Source organism: Pseudomonas sp. NFPP12 (assembly GCF_900103205.1).
Taxonomy (GTDB): Bacteria; Pseudomonadota; Gammaproteobacteria; order Pseudomonadales; family Pseudomonadaceae; genus Aquipseudomonas; species Aquipseudomonas protegens.
In genome coordinates, this window is record NZ_FMWW01000001.1 from 538291 (window position 1) to 553871 (window position 15581).

A 15581-nucleotide genomic window follows, 5' to 3' on the forward strand; every position below is an offset into this window, starting at 1 on the left:
GGCTGCCCGTGGCCGTCACATTCGACGGCACTGATCAAGGGTGGTCAGGGGGCGGAATCAGCCGGGAGGGGCATGCAGCAACTGGGCGATGCGGGCCTTGTCCTTGACCCCGAGCTTGCTGTAGATGGCCCGAATGTGATGGCGCACGGTGTTGGGCGACATGCCCAGGTCCCGGGCCACTTCCTTGTAGGTCTTGCCTTCGCCGAAGCACTGGGCGACGGCATTTTCCCGTGGGCTGAGCCGGGGCAGCAGGTTGCGGCTGCGGGCCGCCAGGAGGCAGAGGTCGCCTACCGCCGAGGATTCCACCTGCAGGGACTTGCCTTCGAAGCCGCCGGGGTCCAGCGCCATGGGCAGTTGCGGGCCGCTCCACTGCGGCCATTCATGCAGCAGCAGGTCGACGAAGCCGCGTTCGGCGCATTGCAGCACGCCACGCTGGTCGCACACGGCCAGGGCCAGGTTGCGCGGGCCGGTGAGCTTCTCGCGCATGGCCACCAGGGTGCGGATCTGGTTGGCCGACACTGCGGCCACCAGGTGCAGCATCAGGTTGTTCAGCAGGTGGCAGTCGCCCTGGTTGAAGCGCGGCGCTCCCGGGGCGCGGTACAGCGCCAGGTGATTGTTCAGGTGGGTGTGGGGGTCGATGTGCACCACGCACAGCAGTTCGCCGATGTTGTACTGGCGGCCCAGCCAGTTGAGGCCGGGGCCGTTGTCCGGATCGGCCATGTCGACGATCACCGCACGGCCGGGCACCTCGTGGACCCGGCTCACCGTGACATCGATGTGGCGGATCGATTGCCAGTCCGGCAGGTAGCTCGGTGGCAGGCGGTACAGGTAGCAGCTGTGTTCATCCGGCAGGCCATCCACCAGCGCGGCACGGCCCCACCAGGCGCTGTCGAAGGGCAGGAGCCTGCTGATGCGCGCCAGTGCATGCTGGTGCAGGTTTTCGATGTCCCTGTTCTGCGCCAGTTGCTGCAGTTCAAGGGTCAGTTCGCTGAAGGCCTGCAACAGGCTGGCCGGGGCACGCTCGGGGTGGTTCATGGGTCTGTACCTCTGTGCGACGTTGTTATTGTTTTCGTCACGGAAGGGGTTTGGGACCGGTACGTCAGGGGACGTGGGCAGGGCCTGGTTCGAGTATCGATGGCTTGGAAGAGCCGCGCCATCCTACAGATGCAGGAGGTGGCCCTTGGCCCGGATGCCGGCGGGCATCCAGGCGCGGGAAATGACGGCCAGGAGGGAAGGGGTCAGGCCGCCCGGCAAGGGTGGGCCAGGCGATGGAAGCAACGGCTGAAGTACACCAGTGAGTCGCCGTGCTCCAGCACGCCGATTTCATCCAGTTCCACCAGCATTACCGAGTGTGTGCCGATTTCCTGGACCTCGGTGATGCGCCCCTGCAGGCTGGCCAGGGCGCCCTCCAGCACCGGCAGGGCCTGCAGGCCGTCGCGCCAGGGGTGCAGGCCGAAGCGCTGGTCCATGGCCACGCCGGTCATGCCGGCAAAGTGCCGGGCCACTTCTTCGTGTTCGCCGCTGAGGACGTTGACGCACAACCGCCCATTGCCCTTGAACACCGGATTCAGGGCGCTGTTGCGGTTGACACAGACCATCAGGGTCGGCGGGCTGTCGGTGACCGAGCAGACCGCCGTGGCGGTGATGCCGCAGCGGCCGGCGGGGCCGTTGCTGGTGATGACGTTGACCGCTGCGGTCATGTGCGCCATGGCGTTGCGAAAGGCGAGCTGCTTGGGATCGAGTACAGACATGACGAATTCCTCGTGGACGCAGGGCATTGCGCTGCAGGAGCCGGCTTGCCGACGAAGGGGCCTGGGCCTTGTGGCGCTCTGGCGGGCGTTTTCGCTGGCAAGCCAGCGCCTGCACAAGCCCGCTCCTGCATGTGGCGTGGGCTATTGGCGGATGCGGTCCAGCATGTTGATGTCATCCGGGTTGCTCAGGTGCGGCACGGTCCAGCCGTCGAGGTCGTAGTCCCCCAGGCACTTGTCCACCAGGTCGGTCATGGCTTTCATCGAGCCGCTGGCCTGGGCGTGGCGCAGGCACTGCATGCGGATCTCGTCCTGGCTGCCGGCGTAGTTGATCTCGTACAACTCGTGGCGGCCGCCGAATTCGGTGCCGATGGCGTCCCACAGCAGCTTGAGGATCTTGATCCGCTCCTCGTGGCCCATGCCCCCGGAGCCCCGGCAGTAGGTGCCGAGGTACTGGTTGAGCACCGGGTCCTTGAGGTCGCGGGAGCCGGAGGGCAGGTAGATCAGGCCGCTGGCCACCACCTGCTCGATGATCTTCTTGATGTCGGTGTAGGCCTGGGGCGCCAGCACCCGGTAAGCCTGCAGCGCCTGGGTACTGGGCAGGTAGACGCCGTTCATCCATTCACTGGCGTTGCCATGCATGGCGTCGGTCAGGGACCAGAACAGGTTGCGCCAGGCCACCACTTCGCCAACTTGCGCTTGGACCCCGCGAAACTCCAGGGAGCCGGTGCATTGCAGGGCCTTGACCAGCAGGCCAGTGATGAAATCGAGCTTGACCGCCAGCCGGGTGCAGCCCTGCATCGGGAACAGCCGGCCAAAACCGCCCTGGGGGAACCACTGGCGGCAGCGCTCGAAGTCGCGGTAGATCAGCACGTTTTCCCAGGGGATGAACACCTTGTCCATGATCAGGATCGCGTCGTTCTCGTCGAAGCGGCTGGACAGCGGGTAGTCGAAGGGCGAGCCGGTCATGCCGGCCTGCAGTTCATAGGAGGGGCGGCAGATCAGCTTCATGCCCCGGGTGTTCATCGGTGCGATGAACATCAGGGCGAAGTCGGTGTTGTCCCCCAGCAACTGGGCCGAGCCCTGGCCGACGAAGTTGTAGTGGGTCAGGGCCGAGTTGGTGGCCACCACCTTGGCGCCGCTGACGATGATCCCGCCCTCGACTTCCTCGTCCACCGAGATGAACACGTCCTTGACCTGATCCACCGGTTTGTCGCGGTCGATGGGTGGGTTGACGATGGCGTGGTTGAGGTAGAGGCAGGCTTCCTGGATGCGCTTGTACCAGGTGCGGGCGTTGTCTGCGAAGCGCCCGTAGAACTCCGGGTTGGCCCCCAGGGCGCTGCCGAAGGCGGCCTTGTAGTCGGGGCTGCGGCCCATCCAGCCATAGGTCAGGCGCGACCAGTCGGCGATGGCGTCGCGCTGCTGGCGCAGTTCATCGGGGCTTTTCGCCGAACGGAAGAACTTGTGGGTGTAGCCGCCGTTGCCGGTGTCGGTGTCCCAGCACAGTTGCTCCTTGGTGGCCGGGTCGTGCAGGGCGTCGTACAGGCGGGCCATGGAGGCCGCGGAGTTGCGGAAGGCCGGGTGGGTGGTGACGTCCTTGACCCGGTCGCCATAGATGTAGATTTCACGGTCGTCGCGCAGGCTGGCCAGGTATTCGGCACCGGTCAGCGGGCGGTCGGTTGCGGCACGAAAGTCTTCAGGTTTCATATCCAGTCTCAGCGTTGTTTTTATTGACTGGGGCCATGATGGGCAGCCGCGGGAATGGACTAAATGGCTTTTCCGGCGAATGAATTGCACTTTTCATAGGGAGGCGGGTGGCCGGAGCCAGAGTCGAAAACGGTGGCTTAGGGGCGATGCTGTAGCGCTTTATCGATTCACTTCGCGTTGTGTTGTATCAGCAGTGATACACCGGTCACATTCAGAAATATTTTTAACAATCAGCCATATGAAAGCTCAAGTTCGGCCGATATCTCTGACAGGCCCGCGGACTTCCAACAGCGCGGCGCCCCACGTCGGCACAGCCCCTGATGCGCCGACGGCTCAACGGCATGGATGCCTGTCGCCCGTTCTCCCTCGAGAGTCGTCCTATGTCCTTGCGTAACCTGAATATCGCCCCTCGTGCTTTCCTCGGTTTTGCCTTCATTGCCTTGCTGGTCGTGGTGCTGGGGGTGTTTGCGGTCAATCGCATGGCGGTGATCCGCGAAGCCTCGGTGGACATGGAAAGCAACCAGCTGCCCAGTGTCGGCTTTCTCGGCAACCTCACCGAGAACGTGCTGCGCCTGCGGATTCTTTCCTTCCGTGTGCTGGTAAACCGCGAGCCGGCAGGCCTGGCCGAAGCCCAGACGCGCATCGGCGTGCTGGTGGACAACGCCAGGAAGGCCCAGGCCAGCTATGCGGCCTTGCCGGCGGGGCCGCAGGAGGCGGCGCTGTACAAGACCTTCGCTACGACCCTGGACAACTACCTGCAGGCGCAGAACGAGATGCTCGAACTGTCGCGCCAGAACAAGCTGGATGAAATGCGCAGCCTGATCAATTCGCGGATCAAGGAAGGCACAGACCAGATGGGCGAGCAGTTGAACCAACTGATCGCGATCAATGCCGCCGACGCCAGGAGCGCTTCCAAGGCTGCCGGCGAGCACTACAGCAGCGCCATCGCCGGGATTGTGGCGGTAGCTGTGCTTGCCGCGCTGCTGACCATTGTTCTGGCGCTGTTGCTCACCCGCAGCATCGTCACTCCCCTGAACAAGGCCCTCAATGCCGCGCAGGTGATCGCCGGCGGCAACCTGCGCCAGGCCATCGAGGTCGATGGCAAGGACGAGCCGGCGCGGCTGCTGCAGGCCCTGGCCGAGATGCAGGCCAGCCTGCGCCGCACCATCGAGCAGATCGCCGGCTCGGCGACCCAGCTGGCCTCGGCCTCGGAAGAACTCAGCGCGGTCACTGAAGAGGCTTCCCGCGGCTTGCAGCAGCAGAACAACGAGATCGAACAGGCGGCCACCGCGGTCAACGAAATGACCGCCGCGGTGGAGGAGGTGGCGCGCAACGCGGTGTCCACTTCCGAGGCTTCCCGGCAGTCGACCCAGGCCGCTCGCGAAGGTCGCGACCGGGTGGTGGAAACCGTGGACGCGATCCAGACCATGACCCACGACGTGCAGAGCACCTCGGTGATGATCGAAGGCCTGGCGACCCAGGGCCGGGATATCGGCAAGGTGCTGGACGTGATCCGTGCCATCGCCGAGCAGACCAACCTGCTGGCCCTCAACGCGGCCATCGAGGCGGCTCGTGCCGGTGAGGCCGGGCGCGGCTTTGCGGTGGTGGCCGACGAGGTGCGGGCCCTGGCCCATCGCACCGCCCAGTCGACCCAGGAAATCGAGAAGATGGTGGCTGGCATCCAGAACGGCACGGGCAACGCCGTGGAGTCGATGCAGCAGAGCAACCAGCGTACCCAGAGCACCCTGGAACTGGCCCGTGCCGCGGGCGTGGCCCTGGAGCAGATTGCCGAATCCATCAACCAGATCAACGAGCGCAACCTGGTGATCGCCAGCGCCTCGGAAGAGCAGGCGCAGGTGTCCCGCGAGGTGGACCGCAACCTGGTGAACATCCGCGACCTGGCCACCCAGTCGGCGGCCGGGGCCAACCAGACCAGCGCCGCCAGCCATGAGCTGTCGCGCCTGGCGGTGGACCTGAACGCTCTGGTGGCGCGTTTTGTGATCTAAGCGTCCAACGGCGCTGGCGCTCGCTCGACGAGTGCCGCGCCAGCACCTAGGGTTCTGGCTGAAGCATCTTTCATGGAGAAAGCGATGCGCTATTCAGCCCTGACCCAACGGATTGCCGGAGAAGGTTCCGCCGCCTGGGATATCCATTACCGAGCTTTGGCCTTGCGCGAGCAGGGGCGCGATGTGCTGTTGCTGACCATCGGCGATCCGGATTTCGACACCCCCCGGCCGGTGGTCCAGGCGGCCATCGACAGCCTGCTGGCCGGTGACACCCACTATTCGGATGTGCGCGGCAACCTGGCGTTGCGCAGTTGCATCGCCCGTTGCCACCACCAGCGCACCGGGCAGATCGTCGATGCCGAGCACGTGGTGGTGCTGCCGGGGGCGCAGTGTGCGGTGTTCTCCGTGGCCCAGTGCCTGCTGGGCCCTGGGGACGAGGTGCTGGTGGCCGAGCCCATGTACGTCACCTACGAAGGGGTGTTCGGTGCCTGTGGCGCCACCGTGGTGCCGGTGCCGGTACGGGCCGAGCAGGGCTTTCGCCTGAACCCGCAGGAAGTGGCGGCGCGCATCAGCCCGCGGACCCGGGCCATGCTCATCAACAGCCCCAACAACCCCTCCGGGGCCAGCCTGTCCCTGGATGACTGGCAGGTCCTGGCGCGGTTGTGCATGGAGCATGACCTGTGGCTGGTTTCCGACGAGGTCTACGGCGACCTGCTGTACGAAGGCCAGCACCTGAGCCCGGGCGGTCTGCCGCGAATGGGCGGGCGCACCGCCACCATCAACAGCCTGTCCAAGTCCCATGCCATGAGCGGCTGGCGGGTGGGCTGGGTGATCGCTCCGCCGGTGCTGGCCGGGCACCTGAGCAATCTGGCCCTGTGCATGCTCTATGGCCTGCCGGACTTCATCCAGAATGCGGCAGTGGTGGCGCTGACCCGCGAACTGCCGGAACTGCCACGGATGCGCGAGGAGTACCGCCAGCGCCGCGACCTGGTGTGCACACTGCTCGGGCAGTGCCCGGGCTTGCGGCCAGTGCTGCCCGATGGCGGCATGTTCGTCATGGTCGACGTACGTCGCACCGGGCTGGGCGCCCAGGTGTTCGCCGAGCGACTGCTGGAGGGTTATGGGGTTTCGGTGCTGGCGGGCGAAGCCTTCGGCCCCAGCGTGGTCGGGCACATCCGCATTGCCCTGGTGCTGGACCGCGAACGGCTGGCCGAAGCCTGCCGCCGCATCGCCCAGTGCACCGCGCAACTCCTGGCCCTGTAGGAGCCGGCTTGCCGGCGAAGAGGCCCTTGAGTCTTCCATCGCCCTTGCCGATGCCTTCTCTGGCAAGTCAGCTCCTACAGAGGTGGGGCGCTTTCGGGGGTTAGAAGCGCAGGGTCGCGCCGGTGGTCAGCCAGCGATCGCGGTCTTCGGTCAGGTGCTGGCCAACGATCAGGTCCAGGTCCAGGTGCTGGCCCAGGTGCAGGCGCGGGCCGGCCTGCCAGCCCTGTTCGCCGCCGCGTTGGCCGTAGCGCTCGGCAATCAGGGTCAGGCTCTGGGCCAGGTCGTACTCCAGCCCGCTGCCCCAGGCCCAGCGGTGGCTCTGGTCGCCGTCGTCATAGGCGTGGGTCCAGCCGGCATTCAGGTTCAGGCGCAGGCTGGCAACAGGGCTGAAGGTCAGTGGCAGGGCGAGGTCGCCACCGTCGAAGCTGTGGCTGCGGTTCAGGGCCCAGTGGGCGGAGCCGGCCAGGGCCAGTTGCAGGCCCAGGTCTTCACGGTCCAGCAGGGCCAGCTTGACCTGGGGGCTGAGCTGGGTCTCGCCCTGGCCGTCGGCCTGCTGGCGCTGCACCGCGGCCCCCAGTTGCACCCAGGGCAGTTGGCTGAAGGTGCAGGCCGGGGCCACCACGCTGGTGTGGCTGGAGCCCTGGTGGCGGGTGCTCTGGTACCAGACATCGACATTGCATTCCCCGGGAGCGTTGATGGCGCCGTCATCCACCACGTAGGCGCCGCCGGCGGCCTGGGCCTTGGAGCACAGGGCCAGGGTGGCGGTCGCGCTGGCGGTGAGGGCGAGGAACAGCAGGTTGCGCTTGAGCATGCGGCTTTTCGCGGCAGGCAGAGGGTGGCCAAAGGCGCTGGAACGCGAGGGGCGATGTGGGGTGTGCTTGGACATGGCGGATCTCGTTCTGGGTTGGGGCACCGGTGCATCTGGCGTGCGGGCCGGTGCAGAGGGTGGCGGCTTGGGAGGCTTACTGGTCGGCCATCGACAGAACCTGGATCTGCCGGGCCCGGGCCTGGGCCAGCAGTTCTTCGGTGTCTTCCCCACCGGGCAGGGCGAGGACGATGTCGGGGCGGCTGTCGGCCAGCATGAAGGCGTTGCGCAGGCGTTCGGCGTGCTTGCCATGGCGTTGCCAGTTGGGCGGGTAGCGGACGATGTCGGCGCCGATGTCCCGGGCCCAGTCCTCGATATGGGCGCCGAGGAACTGGCTGCCGCCATGAATCACCACGCGGGTTTCATGCAGGCGCTGAAAGGCGTCGAGGACCTGGCGGCACCGGCGGTCGTCGGCGTAGTAGCGGCCGGCGCAGATCAGGACGCGCATGGGCTGTTCTCCTTTACCGGGCTGATGCTGGTCTCGCCGGGCAGCGGTTCGTTGAGGTAAGCGTGCTCGATGTCCCGTTCACCGGCGCGCTCCAGGGCTGGGTAGGCCAGGGCGGCGATGTGGTGGTGAACCCGCCGGTAGTCGCGCAGCAAGCGCTGGAAAATGTCCCCGGATTCGGCCCAGGCGCCACGGTCTTCGCGCAACTTGCGAAAGTGCTCGCGGCTGGCGGCGGCTTCCAGGCGCCGCACGTTTTCCTTGCGCGCCACCAGTTGGTGGGCGGTGGGCAGGTCTTCGCGCAGGAACACGGTGATGGCCAGGCTCAGGCTGTCCAGCAGTTCCTGGTGCAGCGGGTACAGGGTGCTCAGCTCGAACTCGGAAAACGGCTCGCCACGGCGCAAGCGCCGCGCGGCCAGGTGCGCCAGGCTGGTGGCAAGAATGTCCCCGGCATGTTCCAGGTTGATCACCAGCAGCAGGATTTCCTGGGAGCGGTCGGCATCCTGGTCGCTGATGCCTTCCTTGCCGATATCCGCCAGGTAGGCGCGGATCGCCGCGCTGAGCAGGTCCAGGGACTGATCGATATGGCGCACCTGATCGGCATTGGCCTGGTTGGCGGTGCGAAACAGCTGCAGCACCCGGTCGAGCATGCCCGAGAGCATGTCGGCCATGCGCAAGGCTTCGCGGGCGGCGTTGGACAGGCCGATATTGGCCACTTCCAGGCCGGCTTCGTCCAGGTACAGCGGCATGCCCGGGTCGGTCACCGCGGCCGGGGCCGGCAGCAGCCGGGTCAGCAGCTTGGCCATTGGCCCGGTGAAACCGATGAACAGCAGCGCCAGCACCAGGCTGAAGGCGGTGTGCAGGGCCACCACCAGCAGTGCCGGAGGCAGTTGCTCGATGACGTGCCACTGGCCCAGGGTGGCGATCCAGGGCATCAGCAGCGCCGCTCCCGACAGGCGCACCAGCAGGTTGCCCAGGGGCAGGCGCCGGGCCACGTTGCCGCTGGCGCTGAGCAGCGAGGGCAGGGTGCTGCCGAGGTTGACCCCCAGCACCAGGGCCATGCTGGTGGCCGGCGACAGCAGCCCAGTGCCGGCCAGCGAGGCGATCAGCAGCACCACGGCAACGCTGGAGTGGCACATCCAGGTCAGCAGCAGCGCCACCAGCAGGGCCAGCAGCAGGTCGCCGTCGAGGCTGGTCATCACCAGTTGGAACACCGGGGTGCCTTCCACCGCCCCCAGGGTCGCGCCGAGCATGCCCAGGGCCAGCAGCATCAGGCCTAGGCCGATCAGTGCGCAGCCGATGCTTTCAAAGCGCGAATCGTCCCGCAGGCGAAAGCACAGGAAGCCCGCCAGCAATGCCACAGGTGCCGCCAGCGAGAGGTCGAGGCTGAGCAGCTGGACCACCAGGGTCGAGCCGATATTGGCCCCCAGCATCACCGCCAGCGCCGGGGCCAGGCCCAGGGTACCGGCGGCGGTGAAGGAGCTGGCCATCAGGCTCACCGCAGTGCTGCTTTGCACCACGCCGGTGATGCCGACGCCGCACAGCAGCGCCAGCCAGCGGTTGTTCAGGTGTTGCCCGAGCCAGTGCCGCAGCGGGCTGCCGAAGCCCCGCAGGAGTGAGCCGCAGATCATCTGCGAGCCCCACAGCAACAGCGCGATGGCGCCGGCCAGGTTGATCAGAAGAGTAGTGCCCGACATGAGTATTCTCCCGGGACTGTGACAGGTTTCAGGCAATCGCCAGGCGCAGCGAGGCGCGGGTGATGGCGGCGCTGAACCCCAGCAGGAAACGCATTTCAACGGCGCTCAGCAGGCCCCGCACATAGAGGCGGATGCTCAGGCGGGCGAGCAGCCTGGCGCAGGCGCACAGGCCGCAGACCAGCAAGGCCTTCAGGCCGCGTTGCAACAGCGAAAAAGGTTTGAAAAACATGGCGATGCTCCTTTCGGGCGAACAGCGTCGCCGTCGACAGGGCGCTGGCCGCGCCGACGGTGGCATCGTTGGTTTGCTGTATCTGGTGCGACCGCCGTGGGGCGGCCGCACCGGGCTCAGGCCCTTAGAACCACTGCTTGAAGCGGCGGATGTACAGGGTCTTCATGGTCTGGGCGACCACGCAGTAGCTGAGCAGGGTACCCACCAGCCAAGGGAAGTATTCCCACGGCAGCGGCACCAGGCCGACCATGCTGCCCAGAGGCGAGAAGGGCACATAGATACCCAGTGCCATCACCAGGCCCGTGGCGAGCATGACCGGCAGTGCCGCGGTGCTCTGGATGAACGGGATCTTGCGGGTGCGCAGCATGTGCACCACCAGGGTCTGGGAGAGCAGGCCTTCGATGAACCAGCCGGACTGGAACAGGGCGGCCATTTCCACGCTGTTGGCGGCGAACACGTACCACATCAGGGCAAAGGTGGTGATGTCGAAGATTGACGAGGTCGGCCCGATCCACAGCATGAAGCGCCCAATGTTCTTGGCGTCCCACTTGCGTGGCTTGCTCAGGTATTCCTTGTCCATCTTGTCCCACGGCAGGGCCAGCTGGGAGAAGTCGTACATCAGGTTCTGCAGCAGCAGGTGGATCGCCAGCATCGGCAGGAACGGAATGAAGGCACTGGCCACCAGCACCGAGAACACGTTGCCGAAGTTGGAACTGGCGGTCATGTTCAGGTACTTCATGATGTTGCCGAAGGTCTCGCGACCCTTGATCACCCCTTCCTCCAGCACCATCAGGCTCTTTTCCAGGAGGATGATGTCCGCCGATTCCTTGGCGATGTCGGTGCCGCTGTCCACCGAGATGCCGACGTCGGCATCGCGCAGCGCCGGAGCGTCGTTGATGCCGTCGCCGAGAAAGCCCACGGTGTGGCCGTTGGCCTGCAATGCCTTGAGCACCCGGGACTTCTGCAGCGGGGTGAGCTTGGCAAATACCGTGCGCTCTTCCACCAGGCGCCCCAGCACTTCGTCGTCCATGCGCTCGATGTCACGACCCAGCAGCGGCTCGCCGACTTCCAGGCCGACCTCGCGGCAGATCTTCGCGGTGACGATGGCGTTGTCACCGGTCAGTACCTTCACGGTGACGCCGTTGTCGCGCAGGGCGGCAATCGCCGGGCCGGCGGTTTCCTTCGGCGGATCGAGGAAGGTCAGGAAGCCTTCGATCACCAGCTCACGTTCGTCGCTGGCGCTGTACTGGTTCTTGATCTGGTCCCGGGCAATGTCACGGGTGCCCACCAGCAGCACGCGGAAACCGTCGCGGTTGTAGTCTTCGGCCAGTTGTAGCAACTCGGCACGCAGGGCAGCGTCGATGGTCTGGGTGACACCGTTCTTGCGGACCCGAGTAGCGGTTTCCAGCATTTCCTCCACCGCGCCCTTGCACACCAGCAGGTGGTGGCCGCGGGCATCGGCGAGGATGACCGACAGGCGCCGCCGGACGAAGTCGAACGGCAGCTCATCCACCTTGCGCCAGGCGGCAGGAGGGGTGAAGTGCGGGTTCTCCTCGGCGAAGCTGACCACTGCGCGGTCCATCAGGTTCTTCATGCCGCTCTGGTGGTAGCTGTTGAGCCAGGCCAGTTGCAGCACTTCATCGCAGCGGCTGCCGCTGATGTCGACGTGATGTTCGAGGATGATCCGGTCCTGGGTCAGGGTGCCGGTCTTGTCGGTGCAGAGCACGTCCATGGCGCCGAAGTTCTGGATCGCGTTGAGGCGCTTGACCACCACCTTGCGCTTGGCCATGGCCGAGGCGCCCTTGGCCAGGTTGGCGCTGACGATCATCGGCAGCATTTCCGGGGTCAGGCCGACGGCCACTGCCAGGGCGAACATGAAGGCTTCGGCCCAGTCGCCCTTGGCGAATCCGTTGATCAGCAGGACGATGGGCACCATCACCAGCATGAAGCGGATCAGCAGCCAGCTGACGCTGTTGACCCCGCGGTCGAAGGCGGTCTGGGTGCGGGAGCCGACGATGGAGCGGGCCAGGGAACCGAAGTAGGTGCGCGAGCCGGTGGCCACGACCACCGCGGTGGCCGTGCCGCTGACCACGTTGGTGCCCATGAAGCAGATGTTCGGCAGGTCCAGCAGGTCTTGCTGATCGGCGGCCTGGGCGGTGGCGGACTTTTCCTGGACGGCGCCCAGGGTGTCGTACTTTTCAACCGGCAAGGCTTCGCCGGTGAGCACCGCCTGGCTGATGAACAGGTCGCGGGATTCGATCAGGCGGATGTCGGCAGGGATCATGTCACCGGCGGACAGCTGGATGATGTCGCCCACCACCAGGTCGCGCATCGGCACTTCACGCACCCGGGCCTGCATGCCCATCTGCTCGCGGCGCAGTACGGCGGCGGTGGTCCGTACCATGGCCTTGAGCGCTTCGGCGGCCTTGGCCGAGCGGTGTTCCTGCCAGAAACGCATCAGGCCGCTGGCCAGCACCATCACCAGGACGATGATGACCCCGGTGAGATCGGTTTCTTCGCCGGCCTGCAGCGGCAGCCAGAAGTCGGTGAAGAAACTGATACCGGTCAGGGTCATCAGCACATAGATGAAGGGGTTGTTGAAAGCCTGGAGCAGCTGCACCAGAGCGTGTGGCGGACGGTCGTGGGCGACCTCGTTGTGGCCGTCCCGTTGCAGGCGGCCCTCGGCATCCAGTTCAGTGAGGCCGGCGGTGGTGGAGTTGACGTTGGCCAGGGTGACGGCCAGGCCGTTCTGGGCTTCGCGGGCGGCACGCATCGACAGCTTGTTGCTGTCACTGGTGGCGCTGGTGTTGCGGGAAGTTGGGGTTTTTACAGTCATGGTCTGTGCTCCTGCCGCCTGCTTGCGGCACGACACAGCAACACTCAACTAATTAAAGGCGAGCGAAAACATGTCGAGCCGCAGGTTAGCGATCGATTTTGATCTTGGCGTTTTTCAGGTTTTAACGTTCGCTGCTCAAACAATGAAGTTGTATGGGCAGCGAACCTACTACTGGCCTCTTCCATAACTTTCTCCAGTAACTTTATTAACTGACAGGCACTAGCACGCCGCCGAACTTAAACTTTTAAAGTTCGTTTGCAAACAACGGAAAGTTACCGCTGGTTCAGGCTGAGCTGCGTGCCCCGAGGTACAGGCCGAAGATCAGTCCGGCCTGCTGCAGGAGCAGGGCAGCGCCCCGACTCTGCGGGTCCTGGCTATCGTCGAAGCTCCAGCGTTGCTGCAACTGCCCGGTCATCGGGCAGACGCGCCAATTGGCTCGCAGGGCGGTCGAGGGGGCGGGGGCGGCACGAGAAAACGGCGAGCGCGCCAGAACCTTGGGCTCACGGCACAGCTTGACTCGCATGGTGGCGGCGAAGGCGCGAACGCCTGGCATTACAGAGGAAGTGAAGTGCATAACATTTGCCTCGCGACCGGACTGGTTCCGGGGGAGGCAAGTTACGTTGGAGCGTCAAGCCCTAGCGCAGCTTACCCGACCGCGGAGTCGAGTCCCGTCATTTTCAGGGTTAAGTGCCTGGCTCTGCGCAGCGGCAGTGACCAGACAGCGTCTAGATACTGTGTCCATTGGCTTCTTTAGTGAGTTAAACAAAGGGCCGTAATTACCGGCCCGCGCAATTTACTCAGGAGGGGTGCTGGAGTCAAGGTTAAATTGCCCTGAATCATTGGTCAGTTACGAAGTTTCAGGTGAGGTTCAGCTAAGGGTGGGAATTAGCTGATGCGAGAGGCGGATATATATAAGTTTCATATAAAGAAAGTGCCCACGACAGATAGGGATGTCATGAGCACTGAATATAGCGACGAGGATTATCAGTGCAGCAAGTGCTGGGAGATATCCTTGTAGGTCGCGCTATCGGTGGCCGCCATCAACTGCCGGCCATCCTTGAGGGTGCCGATGAAGGTCACTTCGTTTTCCGTACCCGCCATCAGGTACCCGGCCAGGGCGCCCACCGGGCCCAACAGCATGGCGCCGGCAATGCCGTAGCCCAGGGCGTCCTTGTTGGTGATGGGGCTTTCGCTGGCGATCTCCAGTGTCTTGAAGGCCGATGCCTTGACCTCGACGCCGTTGCTGTTGAATACCGTCTTGAGCCTGAAGGTGCCGTGCCGGTACTCGCCGGCGCCTTGCAGGAAATCACCTGATAAAACCTCAATCTTTGCCATGTTGAATCATCCTTATCCAAGCATAACCAGACAGGCCATTGAGCTCTCCGCCAGGGGGAGCGTCAACGGGGTTGCGATGAAGGGTGCTACCGCCAGTCAGCAGCCCTCGTTCATTCAGCCTCGGCCAGGTCACCCCGGGCCATGCTGATCCAGATCAGGGCTGTGAAGGGTTGTAGCAGCCCACGGGGCACCGGCCGTCGGCTTCCGACCAGTGGCTGGCCGGGGCCGGGCGCTCAAGGTGATGTTAAAAAATGTTAGATTGAAAAATCTCTTCACATAATCTGTTCATTGGTGGATGATCGTTCACAGCCAACGCTCAACCTGATAACAACAGCAACAGGATGGCCATGATGATCGATTCGCTCCTGCCTCTCTCGGCACCTGCCCACGGTGCCATGCACCTTCCGGGCTTGCCGTCTGGCGCTGCGCCTGTTGCTGCCTGTGTTGCATTTGCCGGACCTGCAATCCGGATTTCCCTGTCCTGCCCGATTCTTGCCCGGCGCCTGTCTGGCGCGGCACAGTCCTGGTCTATTTCTGGAGTCCCCCATGAATAACAACAATGTCGGTGTCATCGGTCTTGGCGCCATGGGCCTGGGCATCGCCCGGTCGTTGCTGCGCAGCGGTTTCAAGGTGCATGCCTGTGACGTCCGTGCTGCGGTCACCGAGCAGTTCGCCAGCGAAGGCGGCGTGGCTTGCGCCTCGGCGGCGCAACTGGCCGGCGAATGCGATGTGATTGTCACCGTGGTGGTCAACGCCGAGCAGACCGAAAGCGTGCTGTTCGGTGAGGGCGGGGCGGCAGCGGCACTGCGTCCCGGCAGCCTGGTGATCGGCTGCGCCACCGTGGCTCCGACCTATGCCGTGGAGCTGGGCCAGCGCCTGGAAGCCCTGGGCCTTTTGTACCTGGACGCGCCGATTTCCGGGGGCGCGGCCAAGGCCGCCGCCGGCGAGATGACCATGATGACCTCCGGCCCGGCCACCGCTTACGCCAGGGCCGAGGCGATTCTTGGGGGCATGGCCGGCAAGGTCTATCGCCTGGGGGATGCCCATGGCCTGGGTTCCAAGGTCAAGATCATCAACCAGTTGCTGGCCGGGGTGCACATTGCCGCCTCTGCCGAAGCCATGGCCCTGGGGCTGCGCGAAGGGGTGGACGCCGATGCCCTGTATGAGGTGATCACCCACAGCGCGGGCAACTCCTGGATGTTCGAGAACCGCGTTCCGCATATCCTCAAGGCCGACTACACACCGCTGTCCGCGGTGGACATCTTCGTCAAGGACCTGGGGCTGGTGCTGGATACCGCCCGGGCCAGCAAATTCCCGCTGCCGCTGTCGGCCACCGCGCACCAGATGTTCATGCAGGCCTCCAGCGCCGGTTTTGGCCGCGAGGACGACTCGGCGGTGATCAAGATCTTCCCGGGCATCGACCTGCCCGTGGCCAAGCCCGATGCCGAGTGAG

General features: G+C 64.9%; 13 protein-coding genes. 3 read left to right on the plus strand and 10 right to left on the minus strand.

The features are described 5' to 3' along the window. Positions 1 to 57: 57 nt before the first annotated feature. From BLS75_RS02405 to hpaB, 3 genes are all read right to left on the minus strand, one after another. The gene (locus tag BLS75_RS02405) at positions 58 to 1035 is read right to left on the minus strand and encodes a helix-turn-helix transcriptional regulator (protein ID WP_011061640.1); all 978 of its coding nucleotides are present in this window, start codon (positions 1033 to 1035) and stop codon (positions 58 to 60) included. A 203-nt stretch (positions 1036 to 1238) separates the two neighbouring features. After that, a complete protein-coding gene (hpaC, locus tag BLS75_RS02410) occupies positions 1239 to 1751 on the minus strand; it encodes a 4-hydroxyphenylacetate 3-monooxygenase, reductase component (RefSeq protein ID WP_011061639.1) in 513 nt (170 codons plus the stop codon). Positions 1752 to 1892: 141 nt separating this feature from the next. Continuing rightward, on the minus strand, positions 1893 to 3455 hold the full coding sequence (gene hpaB, locus BLS75_RS02415; protein WP_015635861.1) for a 4-hydroxyphenylacetate 3-monooxygenase, oxygenase component: 1563 nt from the start codon (positions 3453 to 3455) through the stop codon (positions 1893 to 1895). A gap of 380 nt (positions 3456 to 3835) precedes the next feature. Between hpaB and BLS75_RS02420 the strand changes: the two genes are divergently transcribed. Together BLS75_RS02420 and BLS75_RS02425 are read left to right on the plus strand one after the other, a co-directional pair. Continuing rightward, entirely contained in the window at positions 3836 to 5461 is a 1626-nt protein-coding gene (locus BLS75_RS02420) for a methyl-accepting chemotaxis protein (protein ID WP_072450168.1), read from the plus strand. Between the two features lie 84 nt (positions 5462 to 5545). Then, positions 5546 to 6724, plus strand: coding sequence for a pyridoxal phosphate-dependent aminotransferase (locus BLS75_RS02425; protein ID WP_072450169.1), 1179 nt, complete (start codon positions 5546 to 5548; stop codon positions 6722 to 6724). Positions 6725 to 6824: 100 nt separating this feature from the next. Here BLS75_RS02425 and BLS75_RS02430 read toward each other — a convergent pair whose 3' ends face one another. From BLS75_RS02430 to BLS75_RS02460, 7 genes are all read right to left on the minus strand, one after another. Further along, a complete protein-coding gene (locus BLS75_RS02430; RefSeq protein WP_072450170.1) occupies positions 6825 to 7610 on the minus strand; it encodes a hypothetical protein in 786 nt (261 codons plus the stop codon). A 76-nt stretch (positions 7611 to 7686) separates the two neighbouring features. Further along, positions 7687 to 8037: a DUF2493 domain-containing protein gene (locus BLS75_RS02435; RefSeq protein WP_041752297.1), complete on the minus strand. Its 351-nt coding sequence runs from the start codon at positions 8035 to 8037 to the stop codon at positions 7687 to 7689. Next, entirely contained in the window at positions 8025 to 9728 is a 1704-nt protein-coding gene (locus BLS75_RS02440; protein ID WP_011061633.1) for a Na/Pi cotransporter family protein, read from the minus strand. The genes BLS75_RS02435 and BLS75_RS02440 overlap by 13 nt, the downstream gene beginning before the upstream one ends. 28 nt (positions 9729 to 9756) lie before the next feature. Continuing rightward, positions 9757 to 9957 carry a hypothetical protein gene (locus BLS75_RS02445; RefSeq protein ID WP_019095481.1) on the minus strand — a complete coding sequence of 67 codons (201 nt, stop codon included), beginning with the start codon at positions 9955 to 9957 and terminating at the stop codon, positions 9757 to 9759. Between the two features lie 124 nt (positions 9958 to 10081). Next, entirely contained in the window at positions 10082 to 12793 is a 2712-nt protein-coding gene (mgtA, locus tag BLS75_RS02450; RefSeq protein ID WP_047287087.1) for a magnesium-translocating P-type ATPase, read from the minus strand. A gap of 283 nt (positions 12794 to 13076) precedes the next feature. Continuing rightward, positions 13077 to 13367, minus strand: coding sequence for a hypothetical protein (locus tag BLS75_RS02455; RefSeq protein ID WP_072450171.1), 291 nt, complete (start codon positions 13365 to 13367; stop codon positions 13077 to 13079). 410 nt (positions 13368 to 13777) lie between these two features. Beyond that, a complete protein-coding gene (locus BLS75_RS02460) occupies positions 13778 to 14128 on the minus strand; it encodes a hypothetical protein (RefSeq protein WP_011061629.1) in 351 nt (116 codons plus the stop codon). Positions 14129 to 14674: 546 nt separating this feature from the next. Between BLS75_RS02460 and ltnD the strand changes: the two genes are divergently transcribed. Next, positions 14675 to 15580: an L-threonate dehydrogenase gene (gene ltnD, locus BLS75_RS02465; RefSeq protein WP_072450172.1), complete on the plus strand. Its 906-nt coding sequence runs from the start codon at positions 14675 to 14677 to the stop codon at positions 15578 to 15580. Position 15581: the final 1 nt, after the last annotated feature.